We start from the raw sequence: 19364 nt of genomic DNA, 5'->3' as shown, positions 1-19364 counted from the left end.
AGTCTTTATGAATTCCACTGTAGCCTTTAAACCGGAAGTACCTGCATCATCAACTGCCCGGCAGCTGAAAACCGCTTCCATACTAATTATCAGCCTGTTCTTTTTATGGGCGCTCACCGGCAACCTGATACCTGTGCTCATACCGCATCTGCGCAAGGCCTGCCAGCTGAACGATTTCCAGTCGGCCTTCATTGACGCTGCCTATTGGATCAGTTATTTCTTCTTTGCATTACCGGCTGCCTGGGTAATGCGCAAATGGAGTTATAAAACCGGTATCATTACAGGGTTGCTTGTTGCTGCAGCCGGCGCTATGCTATTCTTCCCTGCGGCAGAATTACGTTCCTTCGGGCTTTTTCTTTTTGCATTGTTTCTTGTAGCTGCCGGGATGACCTTCCTGGAAACTGCTGCCAATCCGTATATCACCATTATGGGAGCGCCGGAAACAGCGGTACAACGGCTCAACTTTGCACAGGCGTTCAATGGCCTTGGCGCCTTCGTAGCAGCGTTTTTCCTGAGCAAGGTAATCCTTTCCGGCAAAGAGTTAACAGCAGCAGAGAGCAATAGTATGTCGCCCGAAGCGCTGAATCAATACCTGCTCACAGAAGCCCGTTCCGTACAGGTGCCCTATCTTGTTATTGCAGGTGTATTACTGCTTACTGCGTTGCTTTTCAGGATAGTTTCATTCCCAAAAATACAGGAAGAGCACAGCGACGGGCAGATGATCAATCTTCGTGTATTCAGGCATGTTCATTTCCGCTGGGGAGTGATAGCGCAATTTGCGTATGTAGGCGCACAGGTATGCATCTCCAGTTTCTTTATCCGTTATGCCGGTTACAGCGGTCATATGAAGGAGAAGGAAGCTACCACTTACCTGGGACTGCTGCTGCTTTGCTTTATGACCGGCCGCTATGCGGGCACATGGCTTATGCGGAAAATAGCGCCAAAGCAACTGTTGTTCCTCTATAGCGTGGCTTGTGTATTACTATTATGTTATAGTGTAGCCGTTGGCGGTAGAACAGGTGTTTATTGTTTGCTGGGAGTAGAGTTCTTTATGTCCATCATGTTCCCGACCATATTTTCCCTGGCGATCCATGACCTGGGCAATGAAACAAAATCAGGGTCAGCTTTTCTTGTAATGTCTATAGTAGGCGGAGCATTGATTCCGCTCGCACTGGGAGCAGTGAGCTTTTACAGCAATGTGCAACTCGCATATGTCGTACCGCTTGTTTGTTTTGCCGTAGTAGGTTACTATGCGTTGAAACGTGCTGCGCCTGTTACTCCGCGAGCAGTTCAGTAACAGGTTTGCGGGTAAGACCAAAATATATTTTCTGCCCGGCGTTATATCTTTCGCGTATTTCAAAGTTTTCGAAAGATGGACCGCCGGGTATATTAATGTACGCATTAGGATCAGTACTTCCTCCACTCCAGTACTTTGCCCGTCCGTTTACCCTTACCTGCAGCGAACTGTCGGCATCGCGGGCTTCTTTCCTCCAATACTGGGTAAGCGTATAAAAAGGACGGTACCTCCATCCCCAACGTGCAGCATGCTGCTCATCTTCTGGCCATGCAGCCAGTTCCTTTAACGATTCATCGGGCTGCGCCATCACCAGGTAATCGCCGCTTTTATTGCGCAGCATCTGCTGCAACGGGTATGGCGCTTTTTCTGTAAAGCCGGTGCCTTCATAGCCGGCATATAACGTTTTCGCATATACGGTTTTATCTTTGAGATACAGTTTTCTCAGCCGCGCATAGTTTCCCATAGTGGCTGTAATGCCGCAACGCTCCATTGGCGTGCCTCCCGGCAGATGAAACGTTTCTATGCATAATTCATCCGGCCGGTTGCTGCTGATGCTTAAACGGAGATAAGGCCGGGCGCCGTTTTCAAATGCCTCCATAAAAACATACAGGCTGAGCGTAGTGTATTCAGGGTGTTGGGGATCAGGATGGGAAAGCACTCCCCGCGTGCCGGCGGTGGCGGAAAAGCGCCCGGATTCACTGGTTTCACCGGTCCACATCAGCTTGCCCCATTTGCCATCGACCTGCGAAGGTGATATTTCACTGAACTCCATTTTACCATTCACTACCGGTTCTATCGCAATATAGTTGAGATGGTAAATGATACCTTTCCATTCATAGCCTATGCGGAGCAATCCCCTGGGACCGCCGTCATTGCCGGGCCGCGCGCCTTCAATGGCAGCCGGCCACAGGCCAACAACAATACCATTGCGGATACCCCACACCGGCGGATCAGCAGCATGGTTGGGCCTGATCCATTGAGGATCTGCCTGGGGTTGCTGCGCAGCAGCTGTGCTAACGGTAACGATTATACTAAAAATAACGCGGCAGTAAAAGTTCATCTTTTTTTATTTAAACGGCAGTCCGTTGCAACGATATCTTTTTCCCTGCCACCATCGCGTGTTCCGCAGGAATAGTACCATACGCTACTGCAAGGGAAGGAACGCCATTCTTCCAGCTCACCGTACCAAAGCCTTTATCCGTAGCCAGGAAACTGCTGAAATCACCGATCTTTGAATCGATATGAATTACCTTATCTACTGCATCATACCGCACGCCGGTAAGCCCTTGCAGCAATCCATAGCTCGACATGGCACGGGCGTACCAGTGCCCGCATTCATATTCGTTAAACGGGTTCCGCACAGTGCCATCATATCGCCGGCGGCAGGTACGCACAATATCCAGTCCTTTTTCCACTTCCCCCTGGAACATCAGATGGGAAGCTACCTGGTACTCAATACCGGTCCATACTTCGTTGCTGTATACAAACGGAAGCGACAGCATGCCTCCTTTGGGCCAGGAACAAAGCAGCAGTCCGCCTTCATGTCCTAATGCATAGGTGGAGCGTTGCGGGTTTTCATGTTGCTGCAGGTCCTTTTTCAGGTTGTATTTATGCACAGCCAGCAAGTGGCTTTTTGTTTTCGCAGTGTCTACCGGTTCAGGCAAACCGCATACCCGTGCAATCCAGGAGCCCAGCACGCCATCAGAAAGGCAACCCGCGCCATACTGGTATTTAGGCCCCTCCTTTTTCAGCAATGCCAGCGCTTCCGGTGAGTATTGTGTACTGAACGACTGTGCCTTCACCGGGTCGGGCGCCTGCAGGCCGGTCCATTTTATCTGCTGGATAAAGTATTCACCGTTGTACAATTCCGTTTCGATGTATTGCCTTCCCTTTGTATACAGCGTTTTGTATGCGCTTACATCTTCGCCGAGCGATGTGCCCATTTCCATAAATGCAGTTAGCGCACCCAGGTAAAAACTGGTACACATGCCTGTAGGCCCCCAGAACTCAATATCATAGGTATTATGATGCGGTTCTTCCACAATGCCTTTTCTTTTCGGGTCCCAGGTTCGGATACAGTAATCCATGCTCACTTTCACCAGCGGGAACATTTCCTTTAACCAATCGTCATCTCCACTGATGCGCCAGTCGCGGTACATTTTCATGATACCACCCAGTTGCCCGTCGGCAGCCGAATGAAAATTATGTACCAGCGGCGATATGGGAATATTGGCCCTGAAGCCCTGGTGCCCTTCTGTATTCTGGTTCTCATGAAACTCTGTATACCGTAAGCTCCTTTCAAGTGCAGGGAACAGGTGAGGCACCGCCTGCGCATAGTTCCATACGTGCGTACAGGTACCATGACAGCTGCCCCAATTGTCGCCCGAGCCTTCCCAGCACCAGAAGCGGCCATCGTATTGCCGCATCACGGTGGCTGATTTCAGTATCGTAAGATTGGCGGCCACTGCTTCCAGCACTTCCGGTGGCAGGGTGCTTTTATAAAAGGTATTGGTAAAGAGAGATGTTTTCCGTTGCAGTTCATCATAGTGCGCCAACCAGTAGGCCGCTGCTTCCGAAACGTCTTTAAACCGGCTGCTGTACCAGGGCTTGTAATATTTACCTGTAGCCGGAACAGCTCCGCCAGGGCTGTCGCCGATATGCAACTTTGAGTCGGGCACATACCAGGTCATCATCAAACGGATCACTTTCTTTTCCCCTGGCTGTAAACGGAAAGGCACGTACAACGATCCACCCGGCGCATCTTTTTCCACCGGTGCTGTGCTGCGTGTTTCCCCTGCTTTTACAGTATTCCATACCATGGTCAATGGATCGAACCAGGCGCCGCGGAACCAGCAATGATCCACTATAGCAGAAGGCTCGGCTGTAAAGATGGCAAATTGTCCTTTTTTCTCAGGCGCATCCGGTAAGGCTTCCTGCGACAAAACAAATCCCTGGGGCATAGCCGTTACGGCATTCCCCTTATCTCCCTGCTTCATAAAGTTGCGGGCATGATAAGAGAAGATGTATTCTTCCGGCTTATTCCCGGTATTGACAAACTGGTATTCCAGGCCGCCAAAGGGCATACTGGCGTGGTCTTCATCGCCCGGTGTGAAAGGGCTCCAGCCTTTTATAGCCACCTGCAGCGGCAGTGTATTATCACGGAGACGGATATCCGCAAACGGGAAACGTGCATGAAAGGTGGATTCATTGAACCGCGGCAGGCCCCAGGTGGCGCCACCGGTACCACCCAGCCCTGCATCCCGTTGCCCGAATTTTTTCCAGTTGGGCACGCTTCCTTCCAGCACCCTGGCTCCGTTCGGAACACCTTTAATACTAATGGCGGCAAACATTGCGGGCTCATAGAACATTTCGGGATTATGGTGTACCGACATATGCGAGATGGCGCCTGTTCCCTCCAGGCAGAACATACCTGCGCCTATCCCCCCAACGGGGAAGGCTATACGGTTATTATATTTACCGGTATAGGACTCATTAAACCGACGATCACCGGCAGGCTTTTTTTCCTCCGGTACAGGCATCGCTTTCTCTTCATTTTTTGCAGCAAGCGCTATAGCAGGCACAGTGGTAGCCCCCAGGCAGGCAACGGCCATGTTTTTCAGGAAAAAACGCCTGTTATTACTTTTTTTCATGTGGTTTTCAAATTTAAAGTAGCCGGCAACGCAGTATGGGTGCCGCATTTCATGATAAAATCAACTATAGGTCTGTCGGTTAAGCGCTTCGTTTTTCGTTGTTCTTCCGTGGATCACCTTAATTTGCTTACACGTTTAAGCAAAATTATAAGAATGAAACTAAAATATTTTATGATAGCATCCTAGTGTTTGATGGAATTTTATTTTTGAGAGAAGAAATGATCAGGCTTTTATTCCTGTAATATCATAAATAAAAAACGGGGATGAATACTCATCCCCGTGATTCATCTACAACCAAAACAGTCTCAATACCCCGGATTTTGCGTTAAATTATTATTCTTCTGTATCTCCGTTCTGGGTATTGGGAAAAGGGTACGGTTAATATTATTGGTAGCGGCATGCGACAGCCACGATTTTTTTGTGAATGCGCCAAACCTGATCATATCAGTGCGGCGATGCCCTTCCTGGTCAAACTCCCAGCCCAGCTCATCCAGGAACCGGCCGTAAAGCAGGTCTTCACCGCCTTCATTACTGAATTTGTTATTTACGGCATCCTTCATACCATATTGATAAGTACTGCCACCCCTCAGCTGTGCACCGGTTACAACTGCCTTGGAGGGGTTAGTAACAAAATCACGTTGACGGACCTGTGTTACTATGGCGGCGGCCTCATCGGCTTTACCTAACCGGAGCAGGCTCTCTGCTTTCATCATCAGTACTTCGGCATAACGGAACAAAGGATAATCGTTGCTCAGCCGGTTTGTGGAGCCCATCTTTATTTCAAATTTTCCAAGGCGGAAACCATGTACCGATTCTCCTTTCTCCAACCCCGGCAATTCATTTACAAAACTCAGCGGCTTACCGGCAAAATCGCCCTGTGCCACATATAACATCTGGCCTGCAGCTGTATACTGCTGCCCTTTGATCCAGTTGTTCTGATACCGTGCGTCAGCAGGATCATAGGTGCTGATGAACTGGGGAATAGCGCAGATACCGCCCCAGGGAGTATTCTTTAAATTGTAGGTGGCCTGGTTCTCCTGCTGCAATGTTTGCATGTGCAGGTCAAACGCATTCCAGTTATTGGTATAGTCTTCATCCATTGGTATAGCCAGTACTATTTCCTTTGAGCCCTGGTTCTCTGTTAAAAACACATTCTTCTGTGCAGGTTCCAGGATATACCCCGCCCCGGAATTCATTACACTGTCGCAGGCACTGATGCATTTTTCCCATTGCGGCGTGCCGGTGTATACGCCTGCATTGAGATACATCTTTGCCAGCAGGGTAAAAGCCGCCCACTTGTTGAACTTACCGTAGGTAGCCTCAGTATTCTCTTTGCTGAGCAAAGGAATATTGTCGGTAAGATCTTTCACAATAAAATCATACACCTCTTTGCGCGTATTCTGTTCAGGCAAAAATCCGGTTGGCAGGTCAAATTTTGTCACAATAGGTACATTTCCGTAGAAGTCGCACAGGATGGCATAATACGATGCACGGAGCACTTTCAGCTCTGCCAGGGTAGCGTCCTTCTCATCAGTGATAGGGATCAGGCCGGATTCAATCTGGTAAATGATCCTGTTGCAGTTAGTGATTCCTGCGTAGGTTCTTGACCAGGTTTGGTTTACCACATCATCATCGGTAGTCCAGGTATGCCTGTGCAAACGCTGGTATACGCCGTCATCAAACCATCCCCATGGGCGTTTTGGAATCACCAGCTGGTCGCCGGTTACTTCCTGAGCGCGCCAGAGACCATTCCAGTCCAGCAATATGAACCGCCATTGCGAATATCCTGCGCCTACGAGCGCCGCTATATCGTCCTTTGTAGGATTGAATTTAGTGGAGATGATAGTAGTGTATGGCGTATCTTTTAACTTGGTACAGGCCGATAGTAAAATGATAGCCATCAGTACGTTTATTCTGCGAAGCTTTTTCATACGTGTTTTTTTTGGGAGATTAGAAATTCAGGTTCACACCAACGGTAAACGAACGGGTCGACGGATACTTATCGCGGTCATCTATACCGGGATTCAGCCCCAGCCTGTTCACTTCAGGATCCAGGCCTTTATACTTCGTGATAATGAAAGTATTCAGCGAGGAAACATAGAAACGAGCCCCTTTGAGATATTTATTCTTTGTTTGAGGAAGAGAATAACCTAAAGTGATATTATCAATCTTCCAGAAATCTCCGTTCTCCACATAATAACTGTTCAGTTCAAGTGCATTTACGTTCAATACTTTTTTTCCGAAAACAGGATCATAAGCCGATTTCAGGATGTTATAATTCTGGATGGCAGGGTTTTCCATATACATCCGTTGTGAATTGAGGATCTGGTATCCGAAAGCCCCGCGCATAGTAATACTCAGGTCGAAACGTTTGTAGGAAAAGTTATTGTTCCATCCGGCATAATATTTCGGCAAACCATTACCGATTACTTTTTTATCCTCAAAAGCATGGGCAAAATTATCATAGTTCACAGGTTTACCATCTCTTCCTTCGTATATCCATTTCCCGTTATCATCAATATCAATCACCTTATATCCGTAGAAATCACCAATACCTTTACCGATGGTAACGATGCTGGTAAATGTTTGTATAGGAATGCCCGCGGCACCGGTAGTGAAGTAAGGCGTAGTGGTTTGGTACAATTCGTTTGAAAGGCTGACTAATTTATTACTGTTAGTAGAGAAATTGACGCTGGAGCTCCAGGTAAAATCCCTGGCCTTTACCGGCACAAAATTCAGCATCACTTCCACGCCTTTGTTTTCCATTTTACCTACGTTGGCCTTGGTACGGCGGTACAGGTTCGGCGGACTTGGTACTTCGTATTCATACAACAGTCCCCTGATCTGCCGGTTGTACACATCCACATTACCGCTGATGCGGCCTCTCAGCAAGCTGAAATCCAGCCCGATGTTTGCCTCGGCTTTCTCCTCCCAGCGGATAAACGGGTTGGCATTGGTAGCCGGTATCAGGATGCGGGACCATTTACCATTGGTATATACATAATCGCCATAGCCGATCAATGGCTGGCTCAGGAACCCATCCTGCGGCGGATTACCGGTGATACCGTATCCAACACGTAATTTCAGGTCATCAAACAGGCCCTGCTGTTTCATGAAATTTTCATTGGAGATCCTCCATCCACCGGATACTGCCCAGAAATTACCCCATGGGTTTTTGGCCCCATACAACTGGCTGGCTCCCTCCCTTCTCAAACTGGCCAGCAACAGGTAACGATCCTTATAGTTATAATTCAGCCTTGTGAAAAAACTGACCAGGTTTGTTTCTGTTTTATAACTGCTGATATTGGCCAGCTTGTTTTTGATCCCTTCTCCCAAACCAATATTGTTATACCCGAAAACATCTGTTGGAAAATCCTGGTTATCGGAATAAGACCCGGAAGATTCATTCTCCTGGTAGCCGTATCCGCCCAGTAAAGTAAAATGGTGCTCGTTGAACGACCTGGTATACTCTGCTGTCCACTCGGTAAGACGGTCTATAGACAGATCGGAGGCTACAGAGGCAAAACCATTCACACCACTTTTAATATTGGAGATATGCTTCTTAGATTCCGCGTATCCTTTATTGGAGTTAAAACGTGCATAAGAGAATAAGGCCGACAATTTCAGATTATTAATGGGTCTGTAGGTAAGGGTTGCATTCATACGGGAATTTACATTCTTCGCCTCTCCATCGCTTTCATACAGCAATGCCATTGGGTTCTCATAATCGAAGTTGCCGGTTTGCTCATAGAAATCTCCATTTTCGTTACGTACCGGTTCAGTAGGATTCCTGATCACTGTCTGACGGTAGATCCATCCGTTAAAACTATTATCGCCATTGTTGTTACGGGTATAGTTATTGGTCTGGTTCAGGATACCTACATTCAGTTTCAGTTTATCGTTGAACATGCTGTGATTCACATCGATCCTGCCGGAGAAGGTATTGTTATCACTTTTCCTGAAGATACCCTGTAATGCGCGGTAGTTGGCAGATGCCAGGTAGTTGGTAGTTGCATTGCCACCGCGGATAGTAAGGTTATGCACCTGTGTGAACGGTGTGCGGGTAGCTTCCTTCAGCCAGTCCGTGGAACCGCCTGCATCCCAGGAGGCCAGCCTGGTGCCGGCCTTGATCTGGTCGCGGTAATCCTGTGCAGTAAGCATATCCAGTTTTTTGGAGATGACCTGCGTAGTAGCATATCCACTGTAATCAACGGAATTGGAATAGGAGCCTTTGGCTCTTTTTGTAGTGATAATGATAACGCCATTGGAACCTCTCACACCATAAATGGCCGCGGAGGAGCCGTCTTTCAGCACATCCATGGATTCAATATCTTCCGGGGCTACTGTCTTCAGGTCGCCGGGAATACCATCAATAATAACGAGCGGGTTGGCATTGGCGCCGAATAAAGTGGTGTTGCCACGCAGCAATATCTGGGAGCCATCGGTGGGGTTGCCGCTGGGTGTGGCAATGGTTAAACCGGCCACTTTTCCCTGCAGCAACTGACCGGCGTCCAGTACCGGTCCTTTTACAAAGTTCTCCGATTTTACGGTAGCTACCGCACTGGTTACATCGCCTCTGCGCTGGGTGCCATAACCAATTACTACGGCTTCGCTCAAACTCGCGATGGAAGCCTTCATCACCACATCTACCGATTTCCTGCCGTTTACCGGCATTTCTACCTCCTGGAAACCCAGGTAGGAGAATACAAGTACAGCGTCCGGGGCAACAGTGATATGGTATTTACCATCCACATTGGTAGTTGTTCCTGTTTGCCCGTTCTTAATTTTCACACTCACACCGGGCAATGGTGCATTCTCTCCATCAGTTACTTTTCCCTGAACAGTTACTTCCTGTACAGGTGCAGCGGTCACCTCGATGATATCCTGCGCCGGGGCTTCTTTCTCCACGATAATGATCAGATTATCCTTCTGCAGGTAACCGAGCTTTGTATGTTTCAGTACTTTGTCCAAAACAACAGACAACGGCTGCCCGTTTGCCGATACGGATAACCGGTTGTATTCCGCTACGAGCTTGTCATTATAAACAAATGAAAGTCCGCTTTTCTTTTCCATCTCCGCCAGGATATTCTGCAGGGAACGGTTCTCCAGCTGCACACTTATCCTGATGCTACTGGCTGTTTGCCCTGTTAACGCGCCTGCAAACAATAGTTGTGAACACAGGGAGATAAGGAGGAATATGCTGCAGCCGGCGCGCATCGGTTTCCGGATGGCATAGAGATGACACCAAGTGAATCGCTTCATACAAGTTAGAGTTTGGTTAAGTAAAAGTTGGATTTAGAATTGTACTACTTTATTACGTACAGTCCAGTTAAGTTTGTTGGCTTTAGCGATGGCGAAAAGGATTTTTTCCAATGAATCGGTGGAACTGAAATTTGCTGTAAAACGTATCCCCTTCGTAGCTTCATCTTTAAAAATAATTTTAACATCATAAATATTCTCCAGCATAATGGCCACGTGCTGCAGTGTTTCGTTCCTGAACACAAGCTTACCGGTTGTCCACCCGGAAATAGCTGCTGCATTCACCATTTTCTTCTGCCGGGCTCCGCTGCTGCGTTGAATCACTGCCTGTTCATCCGGTGTAAGCAGCATTGGCAGCTCCTGCCCGGATGTTCCTACAGCTACTTTCCCGCGTATAACCGTTATCGTTACTTCATCCAATGCTTTATATGCCTGTACGTTAAAAGCAGTACCCAGTACTTCTGTTTGTATACCGGCGCTTGTTACAGTAAAGGGATGAGCAGGATCATTGGCTACATCAAAACAGGCCTCCCCTTCCTGGAGTATTATGGTCCTGTTCTCCTTAAAACTCTCCGGGTATCGGATCACTGATCCTGCGTTAAGTATTACCCCGGATCCATCCGGGAGCAACAGTTTCAGCTGTTCCCCCCTGGCTGCGGACATAGTGATATTCCGTACGGTGTTTGTACCACGAAAATGCAGGTATGCCCATGTACCCAACGATATAATAAAAATAACGGAAGCGGCTACACGCAATACTAGCGGGAGATTAAAAAAATTTTGTCTTTTGATCCGCTGGTCTATACGATCTTTCAACCGGCGCATCACCATCTCCCTGTTTACCCCCAGATCCTCTCCGCTGCCTTCTTCCGAAAGACGGTCGAACCACTGTTCCATCCACTCCTTTTGTTCCGGTGTACATTCCCCATTCAGGTAAAGTTCCAGCAGCGTGTTAAATTCTGTTTCATTCATAACGGCTGTTTTTCTTTGTATTGGAACACGTGGTTATATAGAAGTGTATAAAAAGAAGGGATGGTAGTAGATGCTGGCAATATTTTTTTTGAATTCTATACATTCAGCTTCAGGTGAAGATATTTGAGGGCATTGCTGATCTGTTTCTTTACTGTTTTATCGGAGATATTCAGTTTATGTGCAATTTCTTTATGGGAGAGATCTTCTGTTCTGCTCAGAAGAAATACCTGCTTCATTTTCAGGGGCAGTTTATCTATTTCACGGTTTACCAGCAGGGATAATTCGTTGGCTGCCAGCTGCTGTTCAAAAAGATCATCGGCGTCTGTAAAAAGCAGGCTCCATGACTTGCGGAAATGGTTCCTCTTTATTTCCTGGCGGATATACCGGAAGCCCCCATACCTTACGCAGGAATGGAGATAGGAGTACAGGGAGTCTACATTCTCCAGGTTGCGGCGGCGTTTCCAGAGCGACACAAATATTTCCTGCAGTATATCTTCCGCCTCTGCGGTATCCCTGATCGCCTTTACCAGATAAAAGTACAGCCGCTCCCAGTAACGCATGTATATCACATCGAAAGCTTCCCTGTTATCTTCTTTCAGCAAATCTAAAAGGATATCGTCTGCATATTGTTGAAGATGCACACCATTCATAAGTGGAAAATTAACATAAACGTGAAACCTGTCTTTACTTACGGCTTGTCCTTTCTTCCTGGAACCAGGCAATTATTAATTGTCTAATATACAATTAATACTTATTGGCACATTATTTTTTTTCAGGGATTTTTAAAAATTTATAGGAGATAGAATGTGAAGCCTGCACTGCATAGGCGCTTACATGAGAATTGTCATTTTTTTGATATAAATGTCTTTTTTACACTAAAAAAAAAGAAAATGTATTAAAAATAAATGAAGGTTTGGGATCCGGTTAAACAGCTGCGGCCTGTACCAGGTATCCAAATAAAAAAGGGTGTATCGTACTTTTGATACACCCCTGGGGTAAAACAAGATCAGCGGAAATGCCGTAATTGGGGAATTGTTGCCAGGTAAGCTTCTTATGGCTTCAAAACCGGTATATCACCGGGAGTGCCAACGGAGCACATTCCCCTGGGCACCGGGTTTATTTAAACCACTCCACATAGTCTTTTATAAAACCGGTTGCCGTACGTGCCGGTTTTTGCAGCAACCGCGATACATCAGGGCTGATATATGCCGCATCGCCGCTCCGCTGTGTTTCAGTATAAACCATAAGGGTTTGTATGGCCCACTGCGGCATTCCCTTCTTTTCCATTCTTTCCCTCGCCTCCTCCAGCGTAAGCGGCACATAGGTTACTTTATCGCCTATCACCTCTCCTATGATATCAGCCAGCTGCCAGTAATTGAGGGCCTCATCGCCGGTGAGGATATATGTTTTTCCTATGTGTTCCGCCGGGTTCATGAGCACCGTAAAGGCTGTTTCGGCAATATCCCGGAGGTCGATATACGCCCTGCGCCCATCACCGGTGGCTTCGTAAATACCGCGCTCCTCTTTTACCCGTTTTGAAAACTCTCCCAGCCAGTTCTGCATAAATCCGGTGGGTTGCAGGATGGTCCAGTTCAGACCGGAAGACCTAAGCAGCGTTTCCACTTCTTTGTGCGACTTCCCGATGGCCGATGCTGCAATATGCTGCGGCCAGCTTTTCCCCGCGGCGGCGGAGGATAACTTTACAAAATGATTTACCCCGGCGGCGTTAGCTGCCTTGATCACATTATGCTGCTCCTCTACAAAGCCGGCTCCCATACCGGATACCAGGAAAACTGCCGTACTGTTTTCCATTGTGGCGGCAAGCGTTTCCGGCCGGCTCATGTCGGCAGCCATCCATTTTACAAAAGGCAGGCTTTCCGCCCTGCTGAGATCCCTGGTTACTGCAATAGTAGGTACTTCTGCACGCGATAAATACCCAAGCAATGCTTTGCCTATTTTCCCTGTTGCACCGAATACAGTGCGGTACTGTGTGTTTTCCATTTTAATCATTTAATTTTACTCACCCAAAGTTACTGCCCCCCAATTCCGGCAGATAACGCTTGAGGAACTCTCATCAACGCAAAAAGAAGTATTATGATCCGCAGATGCCAGGTAACCCGTAACGCAGATCAGCCTCCTGTACAGGAAAAACAACTGCATATACAAGACCCTTCCGGCTTTCGCATACAGCTGGAAGAGATCTCTTTTAACGGGCTGGATCTCCGCTGGGGCAGTTATGTGAACCACGAGCCACGGGTGCTTTCTTTCAGGCCGGATAAAAAGGCCATCGTATCGCATTTCAGGATACAGGATGCCGGTGCGGCCAGCACACATGCCATCAGGGAAAAACAATTCGTGGTATACCGTGAATCGCCGGAATCACATGAGCTTTACATTCCTCCTACAAATCATAAAACACGCTCTTTTTTTGAACTGATTGTTACCGACGATTTCTTTGATCATATTTTCACTGAGGAAAGCCGGTTTATGGAACGTTTCCGGCAATATCACACCTTTAACATCCCTTCACAGGAGTTTACCGCGCAAATGTTACCGGCCATGCACCATATCATCAACGAGATGCAACATGCCCCCTACAGCGGTGCGCTGAAGGCCACTTACCTGGAAACCAAAGCCACGGAGCTGTTCCTTATGCAGGTACTGCAACTGGATCAGCCATTGCCTGCCGCAAGAGGCCTGTCGGCTGCCGATATGGAAAGGCTTCACAGTATCAAACATTACATCGATGCGCACTATGAACAGCCGCTTTCCATAATGGAACTGGCCCGTACAGCCGGCATTAACCAGATGAAGCTGAAAAACGGCTTTAAAGCTCTGTTCAATAACACGGTGTTCGGCTATATTTCCGGGCTGAGGATGCAGGAAGCCAAACGGTTACTGCTGGAAGAAAAAATGTATGTAAACGAGGTGGCCGACAGGATGGGCTATAAATATCCGCACCACTTTACCGCAGCCTTCCGGAAAAAATTTGGCCTGCTTCCGAAAGACCTCAGAAACTAAGCTGCCCGCTGTAAATACAACGGGCAGCCGGGAAAAATATCACGAAATCATCTCCGGAAATCAGTACCCGGGATTTTGTACTATCAACGGATCTGTTTGTGTTTCTATATAAGGGATTGGCCACAGGTAATCCCTTGTGGCATTGAACGTGCGCACTTCTATTACCCGCATATCTGCCCTGTTGGGTACTGCACTGTAATCAGCAATGCCGTTGGCATCTATCTTCGGGGCGGCAGCCAGCAGCCCCCTGGGCACACGCCCGTATAACGGGCCTTTCATCACTTTATCAGCAATTTTCCACCGGCGGATATCAAACATCCGGAACCCTTCCATGGCCAGTTCATACAACCGCTCCTTCCTTACTGCAGAGCGTAAAGCTGCCTGGGTGCTTCCAGGCGGGATAACCGGCATATTTATGCCAGGCCTGCCTCTCACAGTATTGATGGCCTGGTACACCGTACCATCCAGCTCATTGGCCTCTATCTTCGCTTCTGCATAAATAAGCAGGATCTCTGCATACCGCGCCAGGATGATGCTCATGGTCGACTGCCGCGTGTTGTCTTTATCTTTCAGATCTACATACTTACGCCAGCAATAACCACTGAAAGATGCATAGGCATTGGTGGCATCCTGGTTGGCAATCCGGGTAGCCGGCGTAGTATTGTAATTCCAGCACATGAGACTGTCCTTATGCGTTTCAAACTGGTAATTAAAAAATACAGATCCCGGCAGCGCAATAGTGTAGCCCAGCCGCGGATCACGGTTGGTAAAAGGTTGCTGCGGGTTGAACAACGGCGACTGATCAATGGTGAGGCCATCGATACATTCGTAGCTGTCGACCAGCGACTGTGTCGGGATCTTATTCGAAGCGCCGCCGGCATTCCTGCACAGCAGCGGGTATGGCCCGGCCCAGTTGATAACCGGCAGCTGGTATTGCAGGGCCATGATCACTTCGGGTGAATTTTTTCCATCGTAACTGAATAAACGGGGATAGCTGTCGTCCAGTTTGTACACGTTCAGATCCATCACAGCTTTGGCTGCATCAGCGGCAGTTTTCCATTGCTCATTGTACAGCGCAGCCCTTGCCTTTATGGTGAGTGCAGCGCCTTTGGTGGCACGACCGTAATCAGTAGCGGTATAGCTAACCGGCAGCGAGGCGGCTGCACTATCCAGCTCATCGAATACAAATTTAAGCACGGCTGCTTTTTCGCTTCGGGGTACCTGTGAATTTTCCAGTGTAAGCGTATGCGTTACCAATGGCACGCCACCAAACATCGACAACAACTGCTGGTACATAAATGCACGTACAAAACGGGTTTCCCCCATACTACGCCTATACAGCACAGGATCCGTTACCGACCGCACTTTCTCCGCGTTATCCAGTATATAATTACATCGTCCTATCACCTTATAGTATGCAGTCCATATGCCTTGTGTGAAGGTGTTGTTGGCATCATGGTTTCCCATGCCTATTTTCTGCAGGTCGCTGTTATTCCGTTCGTAGCCGATATCGCTGGCAGCATCAAACAACAGCACCGGCGGAAAACCATCCAGTTGTGACGGATCAGCGTCTTTGTCATTTGGTTTATTCAGCCCTTTATACAGGCCATTTACCGCCAGCAGCAGCTCGTCCTGGTTATTAAAGTAAGCGGCATCGGAAGGTCCGGTTAAAGGATCTTTATCGAGATATGATTTGTTACAAGCGGACGTGGCTACGAGGGCAGCCATGATGACCCAACAAGTGAAATACTTCCTCATGATTGCTGTTTTTAGAAATTTACCTTACAAGCGAAATGTTTCCTCATAATTGCTGTTTTCTTAGAAATTTACATTGACACCAAAACTGTACACTTTTACAATGGCATAGCTATCAGCCACGCCCACAGCGGTTTCCACATCGTATCCTTTCCAGAATTTATTGGCGGTAAACAGGTTGGATCCATTTACAAACACCCGCAGGCTGTTGAGCCGTACCGCCTTTACCAGGTGGGCAGGCAGGGTATATCCTATCTGCAGGTTCTTCAGGCGCAGGTAGGCAGCGCTCTTCATCCAGAAGCTGGAGATCTGCTGGTTGTTGGTACCGCCAAATACCAGCCTTGGAAATGCGGCGTCCTTATGTTGCGGTGTCCAGTAATCCTTGAAGCGCTCCTGTGCAGTACCGCCAACGGAGCTTACATAGAACGGCATGATACCGGCGCCGTAGATCAGGCCGTCTACCTTCCCTACTCCCTGCAGGAAAGCGCCTATATCGAAGCCTTTCCACGATGCGTTCAGGTTAACGCCATAGGTATAACGGGGTACTGTGTTACCGAGGATCACCTTATCACTTTCATTAATAATGCCGTCGCCGTTCTGGTCTTTATATTTGATATCGCCCGGTGCAATAGTACCAAACTGTGTAGCATGTTTGGCTACTTCATCATCGCTCTGAAAAAATCCTTCTGCCTGCAAACCGAAAATTGAATTGACCGGGTATCCTTCCCTGCTCACGGTTACAGCCGATTGGTTAATACCGTGCATGTCCACTACCTTATTTATCACATCAGAAACATTAACGCCGATGTTGTACTTAAAGTCGCGTATCTTCCCGTCGTAATTAAGTCCCAGCTCCCAGCCTTTATTGCTTACCTTGCCTGCATTCTGGTAGGGCGCCTTTAATCCTGTTATCAACGGAATATTGAGCAGCAGCAGGATATCTTTTGTTTTGCTTACATAATAATCTGCTGTTATGGAGAGACGGGAAAACAGGGTTACATCAAATCCTACATCACTCATCTCGGTACTTTCCCAGGTAATATTCTTATTCGCCAATGCATCCAGCGTGGCCGCATTTACAATTTGTCCCCCTATCACATAAGGACTCAGGTTCACTACCGTAGCTGAAGGATAGGTGCCAATGTTCTGGTTGCCCAACCGGCCCCATGACGCACGCAGCTTCAGTTCATTTACCACCGGTTTCAGCGATGCCATAAATGGTTCTTCTGAAATACGCCATCCCGCGGAAGCGGATGGGAATATGCCCCATTTGCGGCCCTCTGCAAAACGGGAGGATCCGTCGTAACGGGTATTTATCTCCAGCAAATATTTTTCCTTATAGTTATAATTGATCCTGCCGAAAAAGGAACGCAGCGACCATTCCTCGCCGGTGCCGCTGTTGTTCATATTAATAGCTGATCCGGCATTCAGCACAGGATAATCGGGCAGAATATAGTTATCCCTGTATGCAGAAAATGAGTCGCGGCGGTAACTGTTCTGTTCAGCACCCGCCAGTATTTTCAAGTCGTGCACACCGAACTTTTTCTGAAAGGTAAGGGTACCGCGCAGGTTATTGTAAAACTCCCGCTGGCTGGAAACATCCAGGGTGCTTACTGCTGGCTGCTTATAGCTGGGACTACCATCCGGGCGATAAGTTTGCAGCACTTTATTAAACTTGTTCCTATACGTTTGCACATATTTTGGTGCAATGTTAACCGATGCTGTAAGCCATTCTACCGGTTGATAATTCAGGGAAGTATTAATGCTGCCCCAGGGCGCGCTTACCCGGTTCAAGCCGCCGATCTTTGCGGCTGCAGCCGGGTTAGCCCCCACCCATCCCTCGCCTGTGGTGCCATTGGAATTTACCGCGAGCTGGTTAGGGGAAATATTGTTCATGTAGGCAAACACCACATCAGCGCCAAGTGCAGGCTCCGTGGTAACAGGACTGATATACTGCAGATCGAACTGCATGTTTAACTTCTTCGAAAAAACAACATCGGTATTGCTGCGTATGGTTAGGCGTTTAAATTCTGTATGGTCAATCACTCCTTTCTGATCGAAATACCCGAGAGATACCAGCATCTTTACTTTGTCTGTACCACCGTTTACTGTCAAGAAGTGGCTTTGCTGAAAACCGGAGCCTGTGAGCACCGCTTTCTGCCAGTCGGTATTGGGCAGCGAATCGGAGCTGCCGCTACCCTGGCGACGATACTTCTCCAGCAGTTCATCCGAATACAAAGGCGAGCGGCCGGAATTTTTATAGGCTTCGTTGGCGAGCAGCATATAATCCAGCGCATTGGTAAGCGCCGGCAGGTTGGTAGGTTTTTGCCAGCCCACATAATTGTTATAGTTAACTGATAGCTTATTGCTTTTACCTCTTTTGGTGGTCACGAGTATTACGCCATTCGCTGCGCGTGAACCATAGATAGAGGCTGATGCCGCATCTTTAAGCACGGTAACCGAGGCGATCACATTGGGATCAATATTATTAATAGAACCTTCCACTCCATCTATGAGCACCAGCGGGTCGGGATTCTTCAGGGTGCCCCAGCCGCGGATGCGCACTGTACCACCGTCGCCCCCCGGCTTACCGTTGCCCTGCGTAATGGTAACGCCGGGCATGGTGCCCTGGAGCCCTGCAGTGGTTTGGCCCACCGGCCTGGCCGCCAGCACTTCACCTGATACCGTAGCTACGGCGCCGGTCAGGTTTACTTTCTTCTGTGTACTGTATCCTACTACCACCACTTCCACCAGTGATTTGGGGGTAACGGACAAAGGTATACGAAAAAAAATTTCGCCTTTCACCGGTTGCTGTTTAGTAAGATAGCCGATACTGGAAACGGAGAGCACATCATCATCTGTAACGCCAGGCAGGGAAAACTTCCCATTCTCATCCGTGAGCACTCCTTTTGCCGTGCCTTTTATACCCACCGTTACACCGGGTAAACCTGTGCCGGCACTATCGGTAACGATACCGCTAATGGTTTTGGCCGGTGATCCGTTGCCGGGTGGCGGCAGCTTTGTGCCGGGCGCCGCGCTCTTTTTGATAACCACGGTGCCATACTTGATCAGGTAAGTCAGGGGCAGATCTTTCAGGCAGATCTTCAATGCTTCTTCCAGTGATTTGTTGGTGATATTCACGCTCAGTGGCGGTGTATCTGCCAGCAGTTTTTCATCGCATATAAACTGGTAACCGGTTTGTTTGCTGATGAGATCAAATACTTTGTCGAGCGGCATTTTGTTAACAGAGAGCTTCACGGTTTGCGCGCCGGCGTTAAGGGATGCAGCCAGCAGCAGCCAGGTGATGAGCCCCATCACCATCCATGTTCGTTGTGTAGCCGGCATACGGCTTCTCCTCCCGCGGGAGTGGGCAATAGTGAACAATTCCATACTACCTTTTGGTTGAGATT

At 48.2% G+C, this 19364-nt stretch carries 11 protein-coding genes; 2 read left to right on the top strand and 9 right to left on the bottom strand.

Annotation, left to right across the window (positions count from 1 at the left end; translation table 11 throughout):
* Window positions 1-7 precede the first annotated feature (7 nt).
* A complete protein-coding gene (gene fucP, locus ABIE50_RS12845) occupies window positions 8-1297 on the top strand; it encodes an L-fucose:H+ symporter permease (protein ID WP_209861004.1) in 1290 nt (429 codons plus the stop codon).
* Here fucP and ABIE50_RS12840 read toward each other — a convergent pair.
* The 7 genes from ABIE50_RS12840 to ABIE50_RS12810 form a co-directional block, all read right to left on the bottom strand.
* Entirely contained in the window at window positions 1275-2357 is a 1083-nt protein-coding gene (locus ABIE50_RS12840; protein ID WP_209861006.1) for a hypothetical protein, read from the bottom strand. The genes fucP and ABIE50_RS12840 overlap by 23 nt on opposite strands.
* A gap of 10 nt (window positions 2358-2367) precedes the next feature.
* Window positions 2368-4947 (bottom strand): GH116 family glycosyl hydrolase, encoded by a 2580-nt coding sequence (locus ABIE50_RS12835; protein WP_209861008.1) that lies wholly within the window; start codon window positions 4945-4947, stop codon window positions 2368-2370.
* Window positions 4948-5252: 305 nt separating this feature from the next.
* Window positions 5253-6878, bottom strand: coding sequence for a RagB/SusD family nutrient uptake outer membrane protein (locus ABIE50_RS12830; protein WP_209861010.1), 1626 nt, complete (start codon window positions 6876-6878; stop codon window positions 5253-5255).
* A 19-nt stretch (window positions 6879-6897) separates the two neighbouring features.
* The gene (locus ABIE50_RS12825; protein WP_209861012.1) at window positions 6898-10209 is read right to left on the bottom strand and encodes a TonB-dependent receptor; all 3312 of its coding nucleotides are present in this window, start codon (window positions 10207-10209) and stop codon (window positions 6898-6900) included.
* 33 nt (window positions 10210-10242) lie between these two features.
* Window positions 10243-11178 (bottom strand): FecR family protein, encoded by a 936-nt coding sequence (locus ABIE50_RS12820; protein ID WP_209861014.1) that lies wholly within the window; start codon window positions 11176-11178, stop codon window positions 10243-10245.
* A gap of 95 nt (window positions 11179-11273) precedes the next feature.
* Entirely contained in the window at window positions 11274-11828 is a 555-nt protein-coding gene (locus ABIE50_RS12815; protein ID WP_209861017.1) for an RNA polymerase sigma-70 factor, read from the bottom strand.
* A 466-nt stretch (window positions 11829-12294) separates the two neighbouring features.
* Window positions 12295-13179 (bottom strand): SDR family oxidoreductase, encoded by an 885-nt coding sequence (locus ABIE50_RS12810; protein WP_209861019.1) that lies wholly within the window; start codon window positions 13177-13179, stop codon window positions 12295-12297.
* Window positions 13180-13272: 93 nt separating this feature from the next.
* Between ABIE50_RS12810 and ABIE50_RS12805 the strand changes: the two genes are divergently transcribed.
* Window positions 13273-14199 (top strand): helix-turn-helix transcriptional regulator, encoded by a 927-nt coding sequence (locus ABIE50_RS12805; RefSeq protein ID WP_209861021.1) that lies wholly within the window; start codon window positions 13273-13275, stop codon window positions 14197-14199.
* 60 nt (window positions 14200-14259) lie between these two features.
* Here ABIE50_RS12805 and ABIE50_RS12800 read toward each other — a convergent pair whose 3' ends face one another.
* On the bottom strand, window positions 14260-15957 hold the full coding sequence (locus tag ABIE50_RS12800) for a RagB/SusD family nutrient uptake outer membrane protein (RefSeq protein WP_209861023.1): 1698 nt from the start codon (window positions 15955-15957) through the stop codon (window positions 14260-14262).
* Window positions 15958-16017: 60 nt separating this feature from the next.
* Window positions 16018-19344, bottom strand: a complete 3327-nt coding sequence (locus tag ABIE50_RS12795) for a TonB-dependent receptor (protein ID WP_209861026.1) — start codon at window positions 19342-19344, stop codon at window positions 16018-16020.
* Window positions 19345-19364: the final 20 nt, after the last annotated feature.

Origin of the sequence: Chitinophaga sp. OAE865 (assembly GCF_040546735.1) — a bacterium.
In the GTDB taxonomy this organism is placed as follows: Bacteria; Bacteroidota; Bacteroidia; order Chitinophagales; family Chitinophagaceae; genus Chitinophaga; species Chitinophaga polysaccharea_A.
Note: the sequence above shows the minus strand (reverse complement) of the source record. Positions and strands in the feature narration are given on the sequence as shown.